Origin of the sequence: Rhodoferax fermentans (assembly GCF_002017865.1) — a bacterium.
In the GTDB taxonomy this organism is placed as follows: domain Bacteria; phylum Pseudomonadota; class Gammaproteobacteria; order Burkholderiales; family Burkholderiaceae_C; genus Rhodoferax; species Rhodoferax fermentans.
In genome coordinates, this window is sequence record NZ_MTJN01000002.1 from 4356281 (window position 1) to 4378302 (window position 22022).

At 54.3% G+C, this 22022-nt stretch carries 20 protein-coding genes, 2 tRNA genes and 3 rRNA genes; 2 read left to right on the forward strand and 23 right to left on the reverse strand.

The window, feature by feature from the left end; genetic code table 11:
* Positions 1-212: 212 nt before the first annotated feature.
* The 12 genes from rrf to RF819_RS20370 all read right to left on the reverse strand — a co-directional run bounded on the left by rrf (position 213) and on the right by RF819_RS20370 (position 12211).
* A 5S ribosomal RNA gene (gene rrf, locus RF819_RS20315) occupies positions 213-325 on the reverse strand.
* Between the two features lie 159 nt (positions 326-484).
* Positions 485-3363 (reverse strand): 23S ribosomal RNA (locus RF819_RS20320).
* A 377-nt stretch (positions 3364-3740) separates the two neighbouring features.
* Positions 3741-3816, reverse strand: a tRNA-Ala gene (locus RF819_RS20325).
* A gap of 48 nt (positions 3817-3864) precedes the next feature.
* A tRNA-Ile gene (locus RF819_RS20330) sits at positions 3865-3941 on the reverse strand.
* A 104-nt stretch (positions 3942-4045) separates the two neighbouring features.
* Positions 4046-5580 (reverse strand): 16S ribosomal RNA (locus RF819_RS20335).
* Together the 16S, 23S and 5S rRNA genes with 2 tRNA genes alongside form the textbook arrangement of a ribosomal RNA operon.
* A gap of 316 nt (positions 5581-5896) precedes the next feature.
* Positions 5897-6991, reverse strand: a complete 1095-nt coding sequence (locus tag RF819_RS20340) for a protein-glutamate methylesterase/protein-glutamine glutaminase (protein WP_078366617.1) — start codon at positions 6989-6991, stop codon at positions 5897-5899.
* 6 nt (positions 6992-6997) lie between these two features.
* A complete protein-coding gene (cheD, locus tag RF819_RS20345) occupies positions 6998-7672 on the reverse strand; it encodes a chemoreceptor glutamine deamidase CheD (protein ID WP_143541847.1) in 675 nt (224 codons plus the stop codon).
* Positions 7673-7763: 91 nt separating this feature from the next.
* A complete protein-coding gene (locus RF819_RS20350; protein ID WP_078366619.1) occupies positions 7764-8627 on the reverse strand; it encodes a CheR family methyltransferase in 864 nt (287 codons plus the stop codon).
* Between the two features lie 21 nt (positions 8628-8648).
* Positions 8649-9143: a chemotaxis protein CheW gene (locus RF819_RS20355; protein ID WP_242472955.1), complete on the reverse strand. Its 495-nt coding sequence runs from the start codon at positions 9141-9143 to the stop codon at positions 8649-8651.
* 20 nt (positions 9144-9163) lie between these two features.
* The gene (locus tag RF819_RS20360; RefSeq protein WP_078366621.1) at positions 9164-11347 is read right to left on the reverse strand and encodes a chemotaxis protein CheW; all 2184 of its coding nucleotides are present in this window, start codon (positions 11345-11347) and stop codon (positions 9164-9166) included.
* Positions 11348-11391: 44 nt separating this feature from the next.
* Complete coding sequence (locus RF819_RS20365; RefSeq protein ID WP_078366622.1) at positions 11392-11754, reverse strand: response regulator; 363 nt, start codon at positions 11752-11754, stop codon at positions 11392-11394.
* A 16-nt stretch (positions 11755-11770) separates the two neighbouring features.
* Positions 11771-12211, reverse strand: a complete 441-nt coding sequence (locus tag RF819_RS20370) for a hypothetical protein (protein WP_078366623.1) — start codon at positions 12209-12211, stop codon at positions 11771-11773.
* 73 nt (positions 12212-12284) lie between these two features.
* Between RF819_RS20370 and RF819_RS20375 the strand changes: the two genes are divergently transcribed.
* Positions 12285-13391, forward strand: a complete 1107-nt coding sequence (locus RF819_RS20375) for a hybrid sensor histidine kinase/response regulator (RefSeq protein ID WP_078366624.1) — start codon at positions 12285-12287, stop codon at positions 13389-13391.
* Positions 13392-13398: 7 nt separating this feature from the next.
* Positions 13399-14028 (forward strand): response regulator, encoded by a 630-nt coding sequence (locus RF819_RS20380; RefSeq protein ID WP_078366625.1) that lies wholly within the window; start codon positions 13399-13401, stop codon positions 14026-14028.
* Positions 14029-14037: 9 nt separating this feature from the next.
* Here RF819_RS20380 and fliR read toward each other — a convergent pair whose 3' ends face one another.
* The 11 genes from fliR to RF819_RS20435 all read right to left on the reverse strand — a co-directional run bounded on the left by fliR (position 14038) and on the right by RF819_RS20435 (position 22021).
* A complete protein-coding gene (gene fliR, locus RF819_RS20385; protein WP_078366626.1) occupies positions 14038-14805 on the reverse strand; it encodes a flagellar biosynthetic protein FliR in 768 nt (255 codons plus the stop codon).
* Positions 14806-14818: 13 nt separating this feature from the next.
* Complete coding sequence (gene fliQ, locus RF819_RS20390; protein ID WP_078366627.1) at positions 14819-15088, reverse strand: flagellar biosynthesis protein FliQ; 270 nt, start codon at positions 15086-15088, stop codon at positions 14819-14821.
* Between the two features lie 9 nt (positions 15089-15097).
* Positions 15098-15835: a flagellar type III secretion system pore protein FliP gene (fliP, locus tag RF819_RS20395; protein ID WP_078366628.1), complete on the reverse strand. Its 738-nt coding sequence runs from the start codon at positions 15833-15835 to the stop codon at positions 15098-15100.
* A 49-nt stretch (positions 15836-15884) separates the two neighbouring features.
* Complete coding sequence (locus tag RF819_RS20400) at positions 15885-16196, reverse strand: FliO/MopB family protein (protein ID WP_078366629.1); 312 nt, start codon at positions 16194-16196, stop codon at positions 15885-15887.
* A 6-nt stretch (positions 16197-16202) separates the two neighbouring features.
* Entirely contained in the window at positions 16203-16640 is a 438-nt protein-coding gene (gene fliN / locus RF819_RS20405) for a flagellar motor switch protein FliN (protein WP_078366630.1), read from the reverse strand.
* Positions 16630-17634, reverse strand: coding sequence for a flagellar motor switch protein FliM (gene fliM, locus RF819_RS20410; RefSeq protein ID WP_078366631.1), 1005 nt, complete (start codon positions 17632-17634; stop codon positions 16630-16632). Before fliM ends, fliN begins: the two co-directional genes overlap by 11 nt.
* Positions 17635-17652: 18 nt before the next feature.
* Complete coding sequence (locus RF819_RS20415; RefSeq protein WP_244899936.1) at positions 17653-18237, reverse strand: flagellar basal body-associated FliL family protein; 585 nt, start codon at positions 18235-18237, stop codon at positions 17653-17655.
* A gap of 109 nt (positions 18238-18346) precedes the next feature.
* Complete coding sequence (locus RF819_RS20420) at positions 18347-19459, reverse strand: flagellar hook-length control protein FliK (protein ID WP_078366632.1); 1113 nt, start codon at positions 19457-19459, stop codon at positions 18347-18349.
* Complete coding sequence (gene fliJ / locus RF819_RS20425) at positions 19456-19920, reverse strand: flagellar export protein FliJ (RefSeq protein WP_078366633.1); 465 nt, start codon at positions 19918-19920, stop codon at positions 19456-19458. The genes RF819_RS20420 and fliJ overlap by 4 nt, the downstream gene beginning before the upstream one ends.
* Positions 19921-19923: 3 nt before the next feature.
* On the reverse strand, positions 19924-21339 hold the full coding sequence (fliI, locus tag RF819_RS20430) for a flagellar protein export ATPase FliI (protein ID WP_420853877.1): 1416 nt from the start codon (positions 21337-21339) through the stop codon (positions 19924-19926).
* Positions 21326-22021 (reverse strand): FliH/SctL family protein, encoded by a 696-nt coding sequence (locus tag RF819_RS20435; protein ID WP_078366634.1) that lies wholly within the window; start codon positions 22019-22021, stop codon positions 21326-21328. Before RF819_RS20435 ends, fliI begins: the two co-directional genes overlap by 14 nt.
* Position 22022 lies beyond the last annotated feature (1 nt).

Consider the following 22022-nt stretch of genomic DNA (forward strand, 5'->3'; position numbering starts at 1 on the left):
AAGAACTTGAGCCCCTCGCTTCAAACGCCCACGCTTATCGGCTGTATGTTTTTAATGATCTCAAAAGCAGCTTGTCGCTACTTTCTTTTTTTGCTTCGCCGTGATCAGCGAAGCCTTGTATTCTACAACGCTTTTTTGCGTTTTTCTTAAAAATCTTCATGATCTCTAAGAAAAACGCCCAGTCAAGAGACTGGGCGTTTCTGGCGTTGGGAGCCTGACGATGACCTACTTTCACACGGGAATCCGCACTATCATTGGCGCAGAGGCGTTTCACTGTCCTGTTCGGGATGGGAAGGAGTGGAGCCACCTCGCTATGGTCGTCAGGCAAAACTTTTTATCTTATTGACGTTTTTGGTGTCAATAGGATCAATTTATAGAGCTAATCAGCTTTTGTCTTGTTAGACACCAGGTGTTGCCACCTGGATTTTGAATGCGTCAACTTGGCATAACTTCCTTGATTGCGTTGTCGGCAAATCAAAGTTATAGGGTCAAGCCGCACGAGCAATTAGTATCGGTTAGCTCAATGCATTGCTGCACTTACACACCCGACCTATCAACGTCCTGGTCTTGAACGACTCTTCAGGGGGCTCAAGGCCCCGGCAGATCTCATCTTGAAACGAGTTTCCCGCTTAGATGCTTTCAGCGGTTATCTCTTCCACACATAGCTACTCGGCAATGCCACTGGCGTGACAACCGATACACCAGAGGTGTGTCCACTCCGGTCCTCTCGTACTAGGAGCAGGCTTCCTCAAATCTGCAGCGCCCACGGAAGATAGGGACCAAACTGTCTCACGACGTTTTAAACCCAGCTCACGTACCTCTTTAAATGGCGAACAGCCATACCCTTGGGACCGGCTACAGCCCCAGGATGAGATGAGCCGACATCGAGGTGCCAAACACCGCCGTCGATATGAACTCTTGGGCGGTATCAGCCTGTTATCCCCAGAGTACCTTTTATCCGTTGAGCGATGGCCCTTCCATACAGAACCACCGGATCACTATGTCCTGCTTTCGCATCTGCTCGACTTGTCAGTCTCGCAGTTAAGCACGCTTATGCCATTGCACTATCGTCACGATGTCCGACCGTAACTAGCGTACCTTCGAACTCCTCCGTTACGCTTTGGGAGGAGACCGCCCCAGTCAAACTGCCTACCATGCACTGTCCCCGATCCCGATAAGGGACCTAGGTTAGAACCTCAAACACACCAGGGTGGTATTTCAACGTTGGCTCCATAGAATCTAGCGACCCTACTTCAAAGCCTCCCACCTATCCTACACAGATCTGTTCAAAGTCCAATACAAAGCTACAGTAAAGGTTCATGGGGTCTTTCCGTCTTTCCGCGGGGAGATTGCATCATCACAAACATTTCAACTTCGCTGAGTCTCTGGAGGAGACAGTGTGGCCATCGTTACGCCATTCGTGCAGGTCGGAACTTACCCGACAAGGAATTTCGCTACCTTAGGACCGTTATAGTTACGGCCGCCGTTTACTGGGACTTCAATCAAGAGCTCTCACCCCATCATTTAATCTTCCAGCACCGGGCAGGCGTCACACCCTATACGTCCACTTTCGTGTTTGCAGAGTGCTGTGTTTTTAATAAACAGTCGCAGCCACCGATTTTTTGCAACCTCATTGGGCTCCAGGAGTAAATCCCTTCACCTACTAAAGGCACACCTTCTTCCGAAGTTACGGTGTCAATTTGCCGAGTTCCTTCTCCAGAGTTCTCTCAAGCGCCTTAGAATACTCATCTCGCGCACCAGTGTCGGTTTGCGGTACGGTCGTGTGTAGCTGAAGCTTAGTGGCTTTTCCTGGAAGCAGGGTATCACTCACTTCGGCAGCAAGCTGCCTCGTTATCACCCCTCATCTAAGCCCGGCGGATTTACCTACCAGGCACGACTACAGGCTTGAACCAACATATCCAACAGTTGGCTGAGCTAACCTTCTCCGTCCCCACATCGCACTACACATCGGTACAGGAATATTGACCTGTTTCCCATCAACTACGCATCTCTGCCTCGCCTTAGGGGCCGACTCACTCTACGCCGATGAACGTTGCGTAGAAAACCTTGCGCTTACGGCGAGGGGGCTTTTCACCCCCTTTAACGCTACTCATGTCAGCATTCGCACTTCTGATACCTCCAGCACGCTTTACAACGCACCTTCACAGGCTTACAGAACGCTCTCCTACCACGTGCAATAAATTGCACATCCGCAGCTTCGGTAACTGGCTTAGCCCCGTTACATCTTCCGCGCAGGACGACTCGATCAGTGAGCTATTACGCTTTCTTTAAATGATGGCTGCTTCTAAGCCAACATCCTGACTGTTTTAGCCTTCCCACTTCGTTTCCCACTTAGCCAATTTTAGGGACCTTAGCTGGCGGTCTGGGTTGTTTCCCTCTTGAGTCCGGACGTTAGCACCCGGTGCTCTGTCTCCCAAGCTGTACTCGTCGGTATTCGGAGTTTGCATTGGTTTGGTAAGTCGCCATGACCCCCTAGCCAAAACAGTGCTCTACCCCCAACGGTAATACTTGAGGCACTACCTAAATAGTTTTCGGAGAGAACCAGCTATTTCCAAGTTTGTTTAGCCTTTCACCCCTATCCACAGCTCATCCGCTAGTTTTGCAACACTAGTCGGTTCGGACCTCCAGTACCTGTTACGGCACCTTCATCCTGGCCATGGATAGATCACTTGGTTTCGGGTCTACACCCAGCGACTAATTCGCCCTATTCGGACTCGATTTCTCTACGGCTTCCCTATTCGGTTAACCTTGCCACTGAATGTAAGTCGCTGACCCATTATACAAAAGGTACGCAGTCACCCTTGCGGGCTCCTACTTTTTGTAAGCATGCGGTTTCAGGATCTATTTCACTCCCCTCCCGGGGTTCTTTTCGCCTTTCCCTCACGGTACTAGTTCACTATCGGTCAATGATGAGTATTTAGCCTTGGAGGATGGTCCCCCCATATTCAGACAGGATTACACGTGTCCCGCCCTACTTGTCGCAAACTCAGTACCACACATCTCTTTTCGCATACAGGGCTATCACCTGCTATGGCCAGACTTTCCAGACTGTTTTGCTAAGAGTTGTGCTATCACTTGCAGGCTTCTCCGATTTCGCTCGCCACTACTTTCGGAATCTCGGTTGATGTCTTTTCCTCGAGCTACTGAGATGTTTCAGTTCACCCGGTTCGCCTCGCATGACTATGTATTCATCATGCGATACCTTTGCAGGTGGGTTTCCCCATTCGGAAGTCTCCGGATCAAAGCTCATTTGCCAGCTCCCCGAAGCTTATCGCAGGCTATCACGTCCTTCGTCGCCTATCATTGCCAAGGCATCCACCACATGCTCTTATTCACTTGACCCTATAACTTTGATCTTTCTTGCGAAACACCATCGTTTTATCAAGGAATGTTTGACAGGTCTCTCACCTGTCGCGTTATGCCGTATTCAATTTAACTTGAATAACTCGAATTTCAAACGTGAAGTCTGATATTCATTTTGACGCAATCAAAATTTGTCACTAGCGGCACGGTATGCACGAAACCTTTACGAATGTGCACTTTCCGCTAGTAACGCTGATTAAACTCTATAAATTGTTAAAGAACAGCCACCAACCCCAAAGGGTCAGTCTATGTTGATCAAGCTATCTTGATCAACACTAAAATTACCTCGAGCAATCATACTCAAAGTAACTTTAGTGTTGAATAAACACACAGCAAATAAGAACCATTAAAAATGTTGGTGGAGGTGACAGGACTCGAACCCGCTACCTACTGCTTGCAAAGCAGCCGCTCTCCCAGCTGAGCTACACCCCCCAAGCCAGAATATCGTTGGACAACCCGGTTAACCGAACCCTTCGACATTGGTGGGTCTGGTTGGTCTCGAACCAACGACCCCCGCCTTATCAAGACGGTGCTCTAACCAACTGAGCTACAGACCCAAGTCGGTCACTTGGGACCATGGTTATTCACCGCAGTCGTCAGCGACAACCTTCCAACAACCGATAAGTGTGAGCGTTCAATTTGAGAAGCTAAATGTTTCCAGAAAGGAGGTGATCCAGCCGCACCTTCCGATACGGCTACCTTGTTACGACTTCACCCCAGTCACGAACCCTGCCGTGGTAATCGCCCTCCTTGCGGTTAAGCTAACTACTTCTGGCAGAACCCGCTCCCATGGTGTGACGGGCGGTGTGTACAAGACCCGGGAACGTATTCACCGTGACATTCTGATCCACGATTACTAGCGATTCCGACTTCACGTAGTCGAGTTGCAGACTACGATCCGGACTACGACTGGCTTTATGGGATTAGCTCCCCCTCGCGGGTTGGCAACCCTTTGTACCAGCCATTGTATGACGTGTGTAGCCCCACCTATAAGGGCCATGAGGACTTGACGTCATCCCCACCTTCCTCCGGCTTGTCACCGGCAGTCTCATTAGAGTGCCCAACTAAATGTAGCAACTAATGACAAGGGTTGCGCTCGTTGCGGGACTTAACCCAACATCTCACGACACGAGCTGACGACAGCCATGCAGCACCTGTGTTACGGCTCTCTTTCGAGCACCCCTCTATCTCTAAAGGGTTCCGTACATGTCAAAGGTGGGTAAGGTTTTTCGCGTTGCATCGAATTAAACCACATCATCCACCGCTTGTGCGGGTCCCCGTCAATTCCTTTGAGTTTCAACCTTGCGGCCGTACTCCCCAGGCGGTCAACTTCACGCGTTAGCTTCGTTACTGAGTCAGTAAAGACCCAACAACCAGTTGACATCGTTTAGGGCGTGGACTACCAGGGTATCTAATCCTGTTTGCTCCCCACGCTTTCGTGCATGAGCGTCAGTACAGGTCCAGGGGATTGCCTTCGCCATCGGTGTTCCTCCGCATATCTACGCATTTCACTGCTACACGCGGAATTCCATCCCCCTCTACCGTACTCTAGCCTTGCAGTCACAAATGCAGGTCCCAGGTTGAGCCCGGGGATTTCACATCTGTCTTACAAAACCGCCTGCGCACGCTTTACGCCCAGTAATTCCGATTAACGCTCGCACCCTACGTATTACCGCGGCTGCTGGCACGTAGTTAGCCGGTGCTTATTCTTACGGTACCGTCATGAGCCCCTCGTATTAGGAGAAGCCTTTTCGCTCCGTACAAAAGCAGTTTACAACCCGAAGGCCTTCATCCTGCACGCGGCATTGCTGGATCAGGCTTGCGCCCATTGTCCAAAATTCCCCACTGCTGCCTCCCGTAGGAGTCTGGACCGTGTCTCAGTTCCAGTGTGGCTGGTCGTCCTCTCAGACCAGCTACAGATCGTCGCCTTGGTGAGCCTTTACCTCACCAACTAGCTAATCTGATATCGGCCGCTCCAATCGCGCGAGGTCTTGCGATCCCCCGCTTTCATCCATGGATCGTATGCGGTATTAGCACAGCTTTCGCTGCGTTATCCCCCACGACTGGGCACGTTCCGATATATTACTCACCCGTTCGCCACTCGCCACCAGGATTGCTCCCGTGCTGCCGTTCGACTTGCATGTGTAAGGCATGCCGCCAGCGTTCAATCTGAGCCAGGATCAAACTCTATAGTTCGATCTTGAATTTTTTGTGCATTGCTGCACAACTCATAAATTGGAATCAACGTGAACTTCATTTCTGAATTTCACATCTTTTTTACTTCATGAGCGTTTGTAAGCCAATTAAGACTTAGTTCCAAAGAACTTGAGCCCCTCGCTTCAAACGCCCACGCTTATCGGCTGTATGTTTTTAATGATCTCAAAAGCAGCTTGTCGCTACTTTCTTTTTTTGCTTCGCCGTGATCAGCGAAGCCTTGTATTCTACAACGCTTTTTTGCGTTTTTCTTAAAAATATTTGTTTTAATTTTTCTCCAACCAACGCAGCACTTTCACTAGACGCGATAACGATCCGGACTAGCTTTTACTCTCGAGATGAGCGCCTGCGCAATCTCTGCCGGCGGCAACACTTCGTCAGCAGCCCCCTGCAAAATGGCCTCCCTCGGCATGCCAAACACAATGCACGAGGCCTCATCTTGGACATAGTTGTAGCTCCCGGCATCCTTCATCTCCCGCAATGCCTTCGCCCCGTCATTTCCCATCCCCGTCAGCAAAACACCATAAGCGTTGCGGCCAGCGATTTTAGCCGCTGACTTAAACAGTACTTCAACTGATGGCTTGTGGCGATTGACCGGCTCACCGTCCTCCACGACAGCGAGGTAGTTAGCACCGCTCCGATCAACACGAAACTGCAGTCCTCCTGGCGCTATATAAGCATGTCCTGGCAACAGCCTTTCGCCATTGACAGCCTCTTGCACAGCAAGTTTACTTAGTCCATTCAAACGCGCTGCAAACGTTTTGGTAAAGCCTGGCGGCATGTGCTGCGTAACCAACACCGCAGGAAAATCAGCAGGCAACCGAATCAAAATCTCCTTGATCGCTTCAGTCCCCCCTGTGGAAGCACCAATAAAGACCAACTTTTCAGTAGAAAAGCTGTTTCTTGTTGCAACAGTAGGTGGAATGACGGAAACACGCTCACGCAACACAGCACCATCACTTGGCGATACAGTCGCTGCGCGGCGTACATTGGCCTTTGCCGCAACACGCACCTTCTCAACAATTTGATCAGACAAATCACTGAGGCCATCAACAACCCCGATCCTAGGCTTTGACACAAAGTCAACAGCCCCCAACTCCAGCGCCCTCATTGTTGCCTCTGCACCATGCTCAGTCAGCGTAGAAATCATCACCACGGGAGTTGGCCGTAAACGCATCAACCGCGCCAAGAAATCAAGCCCATCCATACGCGGCATTTCGATATCAAGAGTAATGACATCTGGGCTCAATTCTCGAATCATCTCCCGCGCCATCAACGGATCGTTAGCAACACCAACACACTCCATGTCCATCTGACGATTGACGATTTCAGAGAGCAAACTTCGAACCAACGCGGAGTCATCAACGACCAAAACACGGATTTTCTTCACCAAGACCCCTCAAAACAAATCAACAGAGCCGCCAGAAGTCGAACGAACAACCGTTGCAGCGTTTCCTTTTCGCTCTTCCACAGCAAGTGTTTCTGGATGAGCGTGAGCCAATCGCTTGACAAGCGCTTTACCAGAAGCAGGAAAAAAACAAACTTTTCTAGGATGGATGTCCAAGACATCCTGCGACACAACGGGTATGCGCTCTGTCGCCAAGTAATCAAGCACAAATTTGGTATTTCTTTCGCCGACATTCATCGAGGTAAATCCCGCCATCACTTGGGCACCTCCAAAAACCTTGGCCTGCATGGACTCCCTGCGAGCCCCCGACTTCAACAGATGATTGATGAGTAGCTCCATGGCGTAGGACCCATAGCGCCCCCCACCTTCTGCACCATCACCGTCTGGCAACATGAAATGATTCATCCCTCCAGAACGAACCCGGCTATCCCAAATGCAAGCTGCGATACATGACCCCAAAACCGTCATCACCATCAGGTCTTCGCTAGAAACAAAGTACTCCCCCGGCAAAACTTTGACCGCGTCATATTGAAAGTGGTGGTCGGCGTAAAAAAAGGAGGCTTCACCCGGGCTACGCGCCAGCGACTTCAAGCGATCAAGCTGGGAAACACGCCCGCCGATCGGCAACTTCGCTCTTCCTTGTGCGTCGTCAGTCTGATAGGACATTCGACCTAAACCGGAAGAAGGTGAATTCATAAGAGGCTACCGTATTGGCTAAAGAAAAAGAATGTGGCGTGAAGCAACAAGCACTGCAGACTCAGACTCTCTCATAAACAGTCTTACCTCTCAAAACAAAGAGATCACGGGACTCACTAAAGTTCTCTGCATGTCCAACAAACAACAAGCCCCCCGGAGACATGACTCGATGAATACGCTCAAGCACACTCCTCTGCGTAGGTCCATCAAAATAAATCATGACATTGCGACAAAACACCACATCAAACAACTCCTGAAATGGCCAAGAGTCGCGAACCAAATTTACAATTTTGAAATCCACCAACTTTTGCAGCTCTGGCTTAACTCTCACCATGCCGGAATTAGCCCCCTTGCCACGCAAAAAAAATTTCCGGAATTGATCATTATTAATATTTCTCAAGTTCTCAATTCTATAAATTCCGTTTGCCGCTGTCGCAAGCACTTTCGAATCAATGTCACTTGCAACCAAAGATAAACCAGGATTTGCACCCAATGCATCAATCGCCGTCATCAATATGGAATATGGCTCCTCCCCTGTTGAAGCCGCACAACACCAAATCTTCCATTTGCTTTTCTGTTTGTGATGCGTTAAATACTCAGAAAATATTTTGAAGTGATGATCCTCACGAAAAAATGATGTGAGGTTAGTCGTTAATGCATTAATGAACTCCTGCCACTCAGGGCCGTCACTGGACTCCAGCCACCCGAGATATTCATTAAAACTTCGGTACCCGGTTTCACGCAAACGTCGCGACAAGCGGCTGTAAACCATTGCATGCTTGCCATTGTGTAGACTGATACCTGCACGCTGATAAATAAGTTTCTGAACTCTATCAAAATCAGCATTGGTCCAAGCGAACTCCCTGCCCTGTGCGTCAGCTGAGTTGCCGTCACGGAGTGTTGTAAATGCCAGCGAATCGGTCATGGAACGCTATTGATCAGATCATCAAGTAACAGCGACAAGACTCATATCCAAGCCAGACATCAGCTTTTCGATATCCAAAAGAATCAACATTCTGTCATCCAACGAACCCAATCCGATGATTGCATCAGAATCAATTATGCTGTCAATATCTGGAGCGCCTCTCATCTGATCTGGCACAAGCCCCATTACATCGCTCACTGAATCAACAACAATTCCAACAATACGCTGGTGAAGATTCAAAATGATTACAACTGTAAATGCATCATATACAGCATTAGCGCAATTGAACTTAAGACGCATGTCAACTATCGGAACAATCGTTCCTCGCAAATTAACCACTCCTTTTATAAAGGATGGGGCATTCGCAATACGCGTAGGAGGCTCATACCCGCGAATTTCTTGAACCTTCAGTATATCAATACCATACTCTTCACGATCAAGCCTAAAAGTCAAATATTCACAAACCTTTGCACTTGATTCGCCGGAAACTTTCTCCATACCAATTGACTCATTCATAAATTAAACCTATTTGAGAATCAATGACGTGAACGACGCACCAAGGCACCAGTATCTAAAATCAAAGCCACCTTACCATCACCAAGGATAGTAGCACCAGAGACATTGGGAACTTTCCGGTAATTTGATTCAAGGTTCTTTACAACGACTTGCTGCTGTCCTAACAACTCATCCACAAGCAGAACAACTCGACTGCTGTCAGCCTCGATAACAACCATAATGTCACTGACCTTATCTGAGTTATACCTTGGCACCTGAAATACCTTCTCTAACTCAATCACAGGCATATATTCATCACGCACCTTAACCAACTGCGCGCCCTGTCCCACTGTGCTGACTGCATCAGATTTGACTTGGAATGACTCAACCACCGACGACAAAGGCAAGATATAAACCTCATCACCAACACCGACCGACATACCATCCATGATCGCCAAAGTCAGCGGCAACCGAACAGACACCTTCATACCATTGCCTTCGGAGGACTCGATCTCTACAGTGCCATTCAGTGACGCAATATTTCGCTTCACAACGTCCATGCCAACGCCACGACCCGAAACATCCGTGACAGCTTCTGCGGTCGAAAAGCCAGGTGCAAATATCAGTTGCCAAACTTCAGCATCGGACATTTGGTCTGAGACATCAAGCCCACGCTCTCGGGCCTTTGCCAAGATCTTTTGCCTTGACATGCCTTTACCATCATCCCGAACTTCGATCACGATCGAGCCCCCCTGATGCGACGCGGAAAGCGTGATCGTTCCCGTCTCAGGCTTCCCGGCTCGAATGCGCTCCTGAGGACTCTCGATACCGTGATCACAACTGTTTCTAACCAAGTGGGTCAACGGGTCGGTGATTTTTTCTACGAGACCTTTGTCCAATTCTGTTGCCTCACCCTGGGTCACGAAGTCAACCTTTTTCCCAAGCTTGCTCGCCAGATCACGCAGCATCCGGGGAAAGCGGCTAAACACGATGGACATCGGAATCATTCGGATTGACATGACAGATTCCTGCAGATCGCGGGTATTCCGATCAAGATCTGTCAATCCGGTCAACAATTGCTGGCAAACGGCGGGATCCAACGCTCTGCTGTTCTGTGCCAACATCGCCTGAGTGATCACCAGTTCTCCTACCAAGTTGATCAGTTGGTCCACCTTGCTGATAGCCACCCGAATCGTCGCGGCCTCAGGCTGTACCGCACTCACCGCAGGCCCCTTGGGGGCACTTTGAACCTTGGCCACCGCACTCACATCCATCACTGGAGAAGCAGCGATCGTTGACACGTCAGTCGCGTGCTGTTGCGGAGCACCGGGAGCCCCATCAAAAAAACCAAAAATCGGCGCGTCGGAAGCCCCTTTCACGGAGGGTTCAGGCACAACTACAGTAGGAGACGTCATTGGTTCCTGATGCACACCCGAAGCGCCAGATCCGGGAATATCGGCAATAACAACATGCTCCCGAGAGACATGGAACGCGAACAAATCCAACAAATCTTCATTGGAAGACGTTGTCTGCACTTCGAAAACTCGAGTATCCGCAGGAGTTCCAGACTGTGTCACAGGCTTGATACCCCCCAATCCCGGAATATCGCGAAACAACTCGACAATGGCTTCGGCCTGAGTAGGCTGATCCAACTTGACCAGTCGAATCTCCAGATGACGCTGTTCACCACTTTTCAGCACAGCCACCTCAGCCGGAGCCGACTGCAGGACAACTGCAGGCTCAGCAGCTACAACCTTGACAGGCTCGGGAGGTTTGGCGACTGGGGTAACTGGAACATCCTCCCCTGCCACCAAAGCTCGAATTCGGCTGACGAGTCCCGCCGTGGCAGGTCCTTGACCAACATTTCCAGATTGATGGCAAGCCAACAAACCGCGCGAAGCATCAGCAGACTCCAGCAGGACGTCAACCATTGCCGCGTTTGGCTTGAGCTCGTGTCGCCGAAGTTTGTCCAGCAGCGACTCCATTTGATGGGTCAGTTCTGCCACATCAGAAAAACCGAAAGTTGCCGCACCACCTTTGACAGAATGGGCACAACGAAAAATCCCATTGAGCTCTTCGTCGTCAGCCGTCTCCAGATTCAGACCCAGCAGCATCTGCTCCATCAAATCCAGATTTTCACCAGCTTCCTCAAAAAATATCTGATAAAACTGGCTCAGGTCAAAGTCGGCACTGGACCCACTGCTCTCATGATGCGTTTCAGCCATGTCTATCTCCAGAAAACCAATTGATTACACGGACGAAAGCGCCGTTACTTGATAACTTTCTTGATCACTTCGATCAGCCGATTCGGATCAAACGGCTTGACCAACCACCCGGTTGCACCAGCCGCTCGCCCGGCCTGCTTCATGAGATCACTGGACTCGGTGGTCAGCATCAAGATAGGTACTGTTTTGAATTGCGGATGCTCACGCAACTTTCGCGTCAAACTCAGACCGTCCATACGCGGCATGTTTTGGTCCGTGATCACCAGATCTATTGGCTGGGCTTGCGCCTTCTCATAAGCATCTATGCCGTCAACCGCTTCAACGACTTGATACCCGGCGCCAACCAAGGTAAATGCCACCATCTTGCGCATGGATGGTGAATCATCGACAGTGAGAATGACAGGCATGGGTACTCCAACAATATCAAAAAAGCTCAACCGAACCCGCCTGCATTTCATCCTGAGTTACAGGGTTGGGGCGGTCCGGCACATCTTCCACAAAAGGAACGGCTTCACCATCCTCGGAGCCCATGGAGTCCGAGGCCAGACGGTAAGCACACCCCTGCAAAATCTTGGAGGTATGAATGATCAACTGGGAAGCCATATCCTGAAACTGCAATTCAGTCAGTGCGGCATGCAGACCAGCTCGCACACCTTCGAGCTCTTGCATGGCGATCAACGCAGGGTCAGACAGATCGGCACTCGCCGCTGTAAATCTCTGCATCAGGTTTTCCATGGTGTGGGTCAGCAAGCCATCCAGCCGTTTCAAGTCATGAACCACCACCAACAACGAATCCTGTACTTCAGCCACCAGCATGACCGGCAATGCCACAGTAGGGGTCGAAAATGTTGGCTGAAGTGACATTTGAAATGGAATCTCCGTTCAGAGCACCTTAAAACAAGCAGAATCAGGCCTGCGGACAATCATAGCGCCAATCATGCTCAACGAAAATCAAAAAAAACACGCCGGATTACGTGTGCTCCATCTGGAAGACTCGGCGTCCGACCACCTGTTAGTCAAGCGTGAATTCCAAAAATCGGGAGCACCCGTCGACATCATGCGCGTGGAGAACCTGCAAACCTTCAGGAACGCGCTTCTTGAGAATAACTTTGATGTAATTTTGGCGGATTATCGTCTTCCCGGCCTCACTGCGCTAGACGCCTGGACATTGATGAATGATTTGTCCGTGCGCCTGCCCTTTGTGTTGCTGTCTGGCGCCATCGGGGAAACTGCCGCAGTCCAGGCCATCCAGGCTGGCATCAGCGACTATCTGCCCAAGGAAGACCTTTCCAAACTTCGCCATGTGACACAGCGCGCGATTGAAATGCACCACATTGTGTTGGCCAGAGAGCAGGCTGATGCAGAGCTCAAACAATCTCAAAAACAACTCGCCAGCTTTGCCGAGCAGCTTCAATCCACCATAGAACAGGAACGCGCCGCCATCGCACGCGAGATCCACGATGACATCGGTGGCTCACTGGCGGCCATCCGTTTTGACCTGGCTTGGGTGGCAAGACATGTGTCAGAGACAAGCGTGCTGGCCCATGTCCAAGCCGCCACAGACATGTTGCAGCATGCGGTGGAGGCCAGTCAACGCATCATGATGAACCTGCGACCGGCCATCCTGGACCAGGGCCTGGTGGCTGCCATCCACTGGCTCGGTGACAGCTTCTCTCGCCGCACCGGCATTTCCACCCAGATCAAAGCGGAATTGACCAACGACTCCCTGTCCAAAGACATCCAGCTCACCGCCTACAGAACCGCCCAAGAAGCGCTGACCAATGCCAGCAAATACGCAGAGTGCACAAACGTCAAGATTGAACTGACGGGGGATGAGCATTTTCTGACCCTTGAGGTGGCCGACAATGGGCGGGGCATGACCGATCAACACACCGGCGCTTCAGGAGGATTCGGGCTCACAGGCCTCAAGGAGAGAGCCAAAACGGTCGGCGGCTGGCTCGATGTCAGCACCCAACGGGGCCACGGCACAGCGATCACCCTGTCCATCCCCCTCAGTGACAACTCAACCATCAAACAGGAGTGATGAGCTCATGATTCGCGTCATTTTGTGCGACGACCACGCCATGATCCGGCGCGGCATCAAAGAAACGCTCTCTGAAGCGGTGGACATCCAGGTTGTTGCCGAAAGTGGCTCCTACTCAGAGGTCCGCGAAGTTTTGCGCGCCCACCCTTGCGACGTGCTCGTCCTCGACATCAACCTGCCAGGTCGGGGTGGACTGGAGGTGCTGGCCAGTTTGCGCGAGGTGGACTCGCCCATCAAAGTCCTGATGGTGTCCATGTTCCCGGAGGACCAATACGCCATTCGCTGCCTGAAAGCGGGGGCACAAGGCTACTTGAACAAAGCGGGCGACCCCGCTGACCTGATCACGGCCGTGCGTACCGTGGCCCAGGGGCGCAAATACGTCACCGCCAATGTGGCCCAAATGCTGGTGGACAACCTCAACACGCCAGAGAACACCAGCGCTCACGCAAGCTTGTCAGAGCGTGAGTTGCAAACCCTGTTGAAAATTGCATCGGGCAAACGGCTGTCCGACATTGCCGAAGAGCTCATGCTGAGCCCCAAAACTGTCAGCGTCTACCGGGCACGCGTGCTGGAAAAACTCAAACTGACCAACAACGCCGAAATGACGGTGTATGCCATTCGCAACGGCCTGGTCTGAGAGAAACCGCTAACGGATCGCAAACACCTCTATGGCCCGCTGCATCAGCGCCATCACCGGCTCGTCCAACATCGGCAAGGTGGCTGCCATGCCAATCAAGCCCACCGACAAGGTCACCGGAAAACCGATGGCGTAGATGTTCATTTGAGGTGCCACCCGCGACACAATGCCCAGCGCCAGATTGGCAAACAGCAACATGCCGACCATCGGCAAGGCAATCCACAGCCCGCTGGCAAACAGGTCCACCCCCAAATCGAGCACCTTCATCTGCTTTAAGGCCTCCAGAAAGTTCTGATCCACCGGGAAGTTCTGAAAACTCTTGATCACTGCCATCAACACCAGCAGATGGCCATTCATCACGACAAACATGAACAGGGTGGTTTGGCCAAAAAAACGTGCCACGGCGCTGGCCTGGGTGTTCAAGCTGGGGTCAAAAAAGGAGGCGAAACTCAGTCCCATCTGAAACCCCACCACCTCACCGGCCAGTTCTACTGCGGAAAACACCACACGAATCGCAAAACCGATGGCCAGGCCCACCCCCACCTGCTGCATCACGGCCCCCAAGGCAGCGCTGTCAGTGATGCTGATCACCGGTTGCTGCCCCAAGCTCGGCTGCGCTGCCAGCGCCACAAAAAAAGCCAAGCCAATGCGGGCGCGGACAGGAAAAGACCTGGAAGACAACACCGGCGCCGAGGTAAACACCGCCAAGGTGCGCAAAAAGGGCCAGATCAGGGGCGACAGCCAGGCTGTCAACTGCGCTTCTGTGAAGGTGATCATGGCTGAAGCCAGCTCACATCACCGCCGACGGGATGGCCTCGATGGTGCGCCGGATGTACTCCACCAAGGTGGTCAGCATCCAGGGCCCAGCCAATGCAAATACAGCAATCGCCGCTATCAATTTTGGAACAAAGGCCAGGGTGGCCTCGTTGATCTGCGTCACCGCCTGAAACAGGCTGACCAGCAAACCCACCACCAGAATCACCCCCAACAACGGGGCTGACACCATCAACATCATCCACAGGGCATCTTGCCCCATGGTCAGAACCATTTGTGCGTTCATGGGCGCCCCTCAGGTGACAAAACTGGCCGCCAAGGAACCGATCAGCAGGTTCCAGCCATCGGCCAGCACAAAAATCATCAGCTTGAACGGCAATGCCACCAGCACCGGCGACAACATCATCATGCCCAGCGACATCAACACGCTGGCCACCACAATGTCGATCACCAGAAAGGGAATGAAGATCATGAAGCCGATCTGGAAAGCTGACTTCAGCTCGCTGATCACAAAAGCCGGAATCAAGACCCGCATGGGCGCTGTGGTGGCATCGGTGTTGACATCGAGCTTGGCCAGTTTGACGAACAGCGCCAGGTCAGATTGGCGCGTCTGTTTGCTCATGAAGGCGCGCATGGGCGCCTCGGCCTTGGGCAAAGCCTGCTCAAACGACAAAGTATTGTTGCTGTAGGGCAGGTAGGCGTCGGCATAGACCTTGTCCAGGGTCGGCCCCATGACAAACAGGGTCAGGAACAAGGACAAGCCCACCACCACCTGGTTTGGCGGTGCCGACTGTGTACCGAGCGCCTGCCGCAACAGCGACAACACAATCACGATGCGGGTGAAGCCCGTCATCATCAACAGAATGGCCGGCAGAAAAGACAGCGCCGTGAAAAACAGCAGCGTCTGAATCGGCACGGAAAAACTCACACCCGAACCACCTGTTCCCACCAACAAGGGCAACTGGGCATTGCTCTGGGCCAGCCCCAGCGTGTGCAGACTTAATAGAAAAATTGCCGTCAAGCCCTTTACCATCAAGGCTCTTTCGCTATTATTTTTAATAAAGACCATCAACAACTCACTCTCACACCTGAATGGCCGATGGGTCTGGCGCGTGAGCGGCGTCCGCGCTCCCCGAGCCTGCGGCGCTGGTATGCAGGCAGGTGATGTTCTGCGCCGTAACCCCTAAAGTGAGCCAGACGCGTGCGTCAGGTGGTCCGACCTCAACGGTGACCACCCGCTGGTGCGGCCCCACGGCCACGGCAGAGATCACCTTGGCACTGACCGCCCCTCCCACCACACCGACACCGAAGCGGCGCTGCAACCACTTCAACCCAAACGGAATGGCGGCCAGCACCGCTATGGCCAAAACAAGCGGAAACCATGCGGACAACATCGTTGATCAACCTTTGCTGACCCGGCGCAAACGCTCTGACGGCGTCACCACGTCGGTCAGGCGAATACCAAACTTGTCGTTCACCACCACCACCTCGCCCTGGGCGATCAGGTAGCCATTGACCAGCACGTCCATCGGCTCACCGGCCAGTGCGTCGAGCTCGACCACCGACCCCTGACCAAGCTGCAGAATGTGCTTGATCGGCACCTTGGTGCGACCCAGCTCCACCGACAACAAGACCGGAATGTCCAGCACCCGGTTGATGTCGTTGATCGGCGCATCGCTGTTGTACCCGGAAGACGACGAGTGGTTGCGTGGCAGGTCTTCAGACAACACCCCCCCCGACTCTGGGGCGGCCGCAGTGTCCGTGCTTTTTTGCTCCATCAAGGCCTCGGCCCAGTCGGCCAGGCCGTCGTCTTCTGCCGGTTTGTCATCAGTTGCCATAGTGATCACCTTTCCAGTTGAGGTCGTTGTTCCTCAAGCATTTTTCAATTTTGAGAGCATACTTTGCATTGTGTGTGCCGTACTGGCACTCAAACAGTGGCACACCGTCGACCTTGGCCTGAATTCGGTGCTGGCGGTCCAGTTCGATGAAGTCGCCCGGTTTCATGGCCAGCAACTGCTCAACCGTTGCATCCGCGTGCGCCAGCTCGGCCACCAGCACCACCTCAGCCGCCTGAATCTCCTGTGTCAGCACATTGACCCAGCGACGGTCCACCTCCATGGAGTCGCCCTGGGTGGAGGAATACAACACGTCGCGAATCGGCTCCAGCGTCGCATAGGGCATGCAGAAATGGATGGCCCCTGTGATTTCTCCAATTTCGAGATGGAACGAGGTCGACACCACAATTTCACTGGGTGTGGCGATGTTCGCAAACTGCGGCTGCATTTCGGAGCGCTGGTAATCCAGCTCCAGCGGGTAAATGCCCAGCCAGGCCTTTTTGTACTCTGCAGTGATCACATCCACCAGCCGGTTGATCACACGTTGCTCGGTGGCGGAAAAATCGCGTCCTTCAATCCGCGTCTGAAATTTGCCTATGCCACCATACAACGACTCGATCACCCCAAACACCAGCGCCGGCTCACACACTACCAGACCACTGCCGCGCAGGGGCCGGATCGCCACGATGTTGAAGTTGGTTGGCACCGCCAGTTCGCGCAAAAACGCGCTGTAACGCTGCACTGTGACCGGGCCGACCGAAATTTCCGGGCTGCGGCGGATGAAGTTGAACAAACCCACGCGCAAGTTGCGGGCAAAGCGCTCGTTGACAATTTCCATCGTGGGCATACGCCCACGCACGATGCGCTCCTGGCTGGAGATGTTGTAGGCACGAACCTCACCGGTCTCTGCCACCTCTTCTGACAGCTTCTGGCTCTCCCCCGTCACGCCCTCCAGCAGGGCATCCACTTCTTCCTGGGATAAAAACGATTCACTCATGGCCAACCCGGCAAGTCATCATTGAACAATCAGGCTGGAAAACAGCACCGCCACCACCGGGTATTGCACAGGCGCCTTTTTGCGCACTTTCTTGCCCGGCACCGGCTCGGGCTCCGGCTCACCGCCGCCAAACGGCCTGGAACACTCCACCAGGATGTCGTCAATCAGTTTCTGCTTGCCCTCTGCCGACAGCAAATCGTCGGCGGAACGCTGTGACAACAGCATCAAGATGCCGCTGCGAATGGTCGGCATGTAAGCCTTGACGGTGTCCACCGCTTTCGCGTCAAGCACTTCCAACGTGATGCCAACCTGGGCCACACGCTCACCACCCGGGTCTGCCAGATTGACCACCATGTTGTCCATGGGTAAATAAACCGGTGGTGTTTTAGCCGCATCATGGGCCGCCGTTGCATGCGCTGCCGGCTCGGCGCCGCCCTCTTCATCGGCCGCAGCCGCCGCAGCACGCTGCTTGCTGATCACAAAAAAGGCACCGCCCCCGCCCAGCACCAACAGCAGGACAACGCCGACGATGATGATCAACATCTTCTTGCTCTTGGCAGGTTTGGCAGCCTCTGCCCCAGCTGCTTCAGGTTTGGTCGCCACGTTGGTTCCTTTGGTGCTTCAACACAGTCATTATTGGGTTGGCCTGCCATTCTGATGACCCGAAAAGCCATCCAAGCACGCCGCATCTGTCCTGTTAGCGAGTCTAACGTCACACATACAGATCCAGTGCTCGTCCCACCGACGGATTGCCTGGGCGAGCGGCGGCGGCCTGCACCGGCTCCAAACTCACCACCGTGGACTGGCGCGGAGCGGGTCGGGGCTGACGACCCTCACTGGGTGTGTTGCCCTGGCCCGACGTGCCGACCGACATACCGGTCAACTGCAAACCCTCGCCCGACAACATGGTCTTGAGTTGGGCCGAGGCACTCTCCAGCGCCTGGCGCACATCGGGCTGGTTGCTGCGGAAATCCACCTGGGTCTGATCCCCGTCGATCGAAATGCGCACCTCTACAGGCTCAAAACCCAAACCATCCAGCGTCAACTCGGCATTTTGCACACCTTGGGTCGCCCAGTAACTCACGGTCTCGGCCACGGGGGTGTCCGGCACCACCGCCGAAGCAGCAGCAATTTCATAGGTAGGACTGATACCCAGACGGTCTGCCACCGCCCCACCCGAAGCCCCCTCCAGACTGGTACGCACTGGCCCGTTGGTCGGCTTGCCGTCCCGGCGCTCTGCCGCGATGGCCGAGACGTCGACGGTCAAGAGGGCGTTGGTCACACGGTCGCTCTCTGGCGCGGCCTGCATCACCTGATGGCCGGGTTGCAAACGGGCCTCGCGCGACTCCAATTGCCCCTGCAAAGCGGCATGCGACTGAGCTGCGCGACGGCTGTTCAGCAAACTGCTCACATCCGACGCCACGGCCGGTGTCGCGCTGGCAGCTGTTGCCGCTACCTCACCCACGTTCGCGGCCAGGCTTTTGTCTGCACTGCCTTTGCCGCCGAGCAGCGCAGGCGTGACAGGAGGCGCTGCAGCTGGAACTAAATTGATAGCTATCAGCCTTTGACCATCAAGGGCTAGAGGCACATTTTGTGCATCATCCTTGCCTGAGGTCAAATCATCCCCTGCGGTGGGCTGGCTGGCATCTGACGGCAGACTCTGGGCATCAGGCGTTGACAGAGAGGACATCAGGTCGGCAAAACCGCCGCCTTCGCCGCCCTGCCCGCCCGTGCCTGCGGTGCGACCATTCGCAGCCTTGCCTCGGCCAGCTTCGGTGGTGGTCGTTTTGGCCCCTTCCGGAGCGCGGGTGGATTCGATGCTCATGTGTCATTCTCAGCATGAAGGCGCTGTTGGCGCTGTGATTGTTGGCTGGCAAACTCATCCATCTGCTTTTGTTCCTGGCGCTGGCGGGTTTTGGCCATGGCCAAACGGCGGGTCGCCAGCACCTGTTTGAAGCTGCCGAGCCGACATTCGGCCTGCAGCAGCAGTTGCCGAGCGGCCTCGATCCGTTGTGCGTGGTTGGCCAGCACCCCCTCTTGCATCTGGATCGCCTGATCCAGCCGCCCGATGAACTGGTAGTGGTGGCGCAGCATCTCTGGCGTGGTGCTGATTTGCGCCCCCTGCAACCAACGCTGCTCGGTCTCCACCGCGTATTGCTGGAGCTGTTGCATCTGGTCTTGGGCATGGGCTTGGGCGTGCAAGATGTTTTGCAAGTTCGCCTGCGCCTCGTCCCGCCGGGTGGTGGCCAGGTCGATCGCCAGCAACAGGGTCTTTTGTCCGGACATGGCTTACCTGCGTGCCACCGGGGTCAGGGCATCTTGCATGCCGTCCAGGCTGGCGGCCATGGGGGCAGCCTCAAACATGTCCTGCTGCAGGAACTGCACCATGGGCTCATGCAAGGCAATCGCCTCGTCCAGCGCCGGGTCAGACCCAGCGGCATAGGCACCAATCTGCACCAGATCACGCGCTTTTTCGTACCGCGAATACACCGCCTTGAAGTTGCGCGCCAGCTCAAAATGTTCGCGCGACACCACGTTGTGCATCACCCGCGAGGCAGATTGCTCGATATCGATGGCCGGGAAATGCCCAGCCTCGGCCAGGGTACGCGACAACACGATGTGGCCATCCAGAATGGCGCGTGCTGCATCCGCAATCGGGTCCTGCTGGTCGTCCCCTTCGGACAACACGGTGTAAAAGGCGGTGATCGAGCCCACACCATGCAGCCCATTGCCACTGCGCTCCACCAGATGGGGCAGCTTGGCAAAACAGGACGGCGGGTAACCTTTGGTAGCGGGCGGCTCACCAATGGCCAGGGCAATTTCGCGTTGTGCCATGGCGTAACGGGTGAGGGAGTCCATCAACAGCAACACATGTTTGCCTTTGTCGCGAAAACTCTCGGCCACGGCGGTGGCGTAGGCGGCGCCCTGCATGCGCAGCAAGGGTGGCGCATCTGCGGGAGCGGCCACCACCACCGAGCGGGCCCGGCCCTCTTCACCCAGAATGTCTTCGATGAATTCCTTGACCTCGCGGCCCCGCTCACCAATCAGGCCCACCACAATCACGTCGGCTTGGGTGTAACGCGCCATCATGCCCATCAGCACACTTTTACCCACACCCGAGCCCGCAAACAGGCCCAGCCGCTGGCCACGCCCCACCGTCAACAAGGCATTGATGGCACGCACCCCGGTGTCCAGCGTGACCCGCACCGGGTCACGGTCCATGGCGTTGATGGGTTGGCGGTCCAACGGAATGGAGGACACCCCCGACAACAGGCCCTTGTAGTCCATCGGTCGCCCCTGCGCATCCACCACCCGCCCCAGCAAGCCATCGCCCAGTGGCAGGCGCAGCGCACCCAGGCTGCTGGTGCGCTCACTTTGACGACGCTCGCCCAACCGGGGCGCCACCACATAGGCCGGGGCGGGCTCAACACTGGCGCCGCTGGACAGACCGTGGACGTCCCCCGCAGGCATCAGAAAAGCACGGTCGCCGGAAAATCCGACCACCTCGGTGAGCACCGGCGCCTGCCCCTTCATGCGAACCCAGCATTGCGAACCCACCGGCACACGGATACCCACGGCCTCCAGCACCAGACCGGCCAGACGCGTCAACGTGCCGCGCATCTCCAGACTGGTTCCAACTTCCACCCGCTTTTGGGCATCGGCCAGAAAGTGGGCCCACTTCAGGGTGGCTTCAGGCGGATTCACCAGGAACCTCCCAAGTGCTGCTGAGACCCAAGGTGGCCACAGCACGCTGCCAGCGTTTTTGCAGGGTGCCGTCAATCACCGTACCGGCAGATTCCACCAGGCAACTACCGGGCAACAGCTCCGGGTCAGCGCGCAGGCTCAAACCGATACCGGCAAAGTTGGTCTGGATCTGTGGACCCAGCGCGGCCAAGTCCTGCGGGTGGAGTTTGACCACCGCTGTTTTGAACTCGGCACCGAGCAGGCCAATCGCCTCGGTCAGCACCGGCATCACCACCGCCGGGTTCACCGACACTTCGTGACGCAGCACCTGGCGGGCGAGTTCACAAGACAGCGCCAACACGCCTTGGGCCATGGCCTGCTCAGCCGCCTGCTGTTCCTGCTGGGCCGCCTCGAACAGTGCTGTCAGCTTGTCTGCGGCTTCTTGCGCCTGATTGTCCAAAAAAGCCTGCATTTGCTGTTGCAATTCAACCTGCGCCTGCAGCTTGCCTTGCTCCACGCCAGCGGCATAACCTTCTTGGTAGGCCTGCTGCAACTGCGACTCGGTTTGGGCGGCAGCGTCTTGCTCTTCGCGTGCTTTGGTTTTGGCTGCCAATAGCTGGGCAGCCGTATCCATGGCACGAAACTGCCACTGCTGGACCGCACTGATTTCTTCACCGGGGATAAAACGGGCGTAATTGTTCATG

What these genes read in the sequence shown, in the direction of transcription:
- RF819_RS20360 (WP_078366621.1), bottom strand. Translation starts at nt 11,347, where the DNA reads ATGGCTGAAACGCATCATGAGAGCAGTGGGTCCAGTGCCGACTTTGAC.
- RF819_RS20420 (WP_078366632.1), bottom strand. Translation starts at nt 19,459, where the DNA reads ATGAGCATCGAATCCACCCGCGCTCCGGAAGGGGCCAAAACGACCACC.
- RF819_RS20365 (WP_078366622.1), bottom strand. Translation starts at nt 11,754, where the DNA reads ATGCCTGTCATTCTCACTGTCGATGATTCACCATCCATGCGCAAGATG.
- RF819_RS20370 (WP_078366623.1), bottom strand. Translation starts at nt 12,211, where the DNA reads ATGTCACTTCAGCCAACATTTTCGACCCCTACTGTGGCATTGCCGGTC.
- cheD (WP_143541847.1), bottom strand. Translation starts at nt 7,672, where the DNA reads ATGTCCTATCAGACTGACGACGCACAAGGAAGAGCGAAGTTGCCGATC.
- fliN (WP_078366630.1), bottom strand. Translation starts at nt 16,640, where the DNA reads ATGGCAACTGATGACAAACCGGCAGAAGACGACGGCCTGGCCGACTGG.
- RF819_RS20355 (WP_242472955.1), bottom strand. Translation starts at nt 9,143, where the DNA reads ATGAATGAGTCAATTGGTATGGAGAAAGTTTCCGGCGAATCAAGTGCA.
- fliR (WP_078366626.1), bottom strand. Translation starts at nt 14,805, where the DNA reads ATGATCACCTTCACAGAAGCGCAGTTGACAGCCTGGCTGTCGCCCCTG.
- fliQ (WP_078366627.1), bottom strand. Translation starts at nt 15,088, where the DNA reads ATGAACGCACAAATGGTTCTGACCATGGGGCAAGATGCCCTGTGGATG.
- RF819_RS20350 (WP_078366619.1), bottom strand. Translation starts at nt 8,627, where the DNA reads ATGACCGATTCGCTGGCATTTACAACACTCCGTGACGGCAACTCAGCT.
- fliJ (WP_078366633.1), bottom strand. Translation starts at nt 19,920, where the DNA reads ATGTCCGGACAAAAGACCCTGTTGCTGGCGATCGACCTGGCCACCACC.
- fliP (WP_078366628.1), bottom strand. Translation starts at nt 15,835, where the DNA reads ATGGTAAAGGGCTTGACGGCAATTTTTCTATTAAGTCTGCACACGCTG.
- RF819_RS20400 (WP_078366629.1), bottom strand. Translation starts at nt 16,196, where the DNA reads ATGTTGTCCGCATGGTTTCCGCTTGTTTTGGCCATAGCGGTGCTGGCC.
- RF819_RS20380 (WP_078366625.1), top strand. Translation starts at nt 13,399, where the DNA reads ATGATTCGCGTCATTTTGTGCGACGACCACGCCATGATCCGGCGCGGC.
- RF819_RS20375 (WP_078366624.1), top strand. Translation starts at nt 12,285, where the DNA reads ATGCTCAACGAAAATCAAAAAAAACACGCCGGATTACGTGTGCTCCAT.
- fliM (WP_078366631.1), bottom strand. Translation starts at nt 17,634, where the DNA reads ATGAGTGAATCGTTTTTATCCCAGGAAGAAGTGGATGCCCTGCTGGAG.
- RF819_RS20435 (WP_078366634.1), bottom strand. Translation starts at nt 22,021, where the DNA reads ATGAACAATTACGCCCGTTTTATCCCCGGTGAAGAAATCAGTGCGGTC.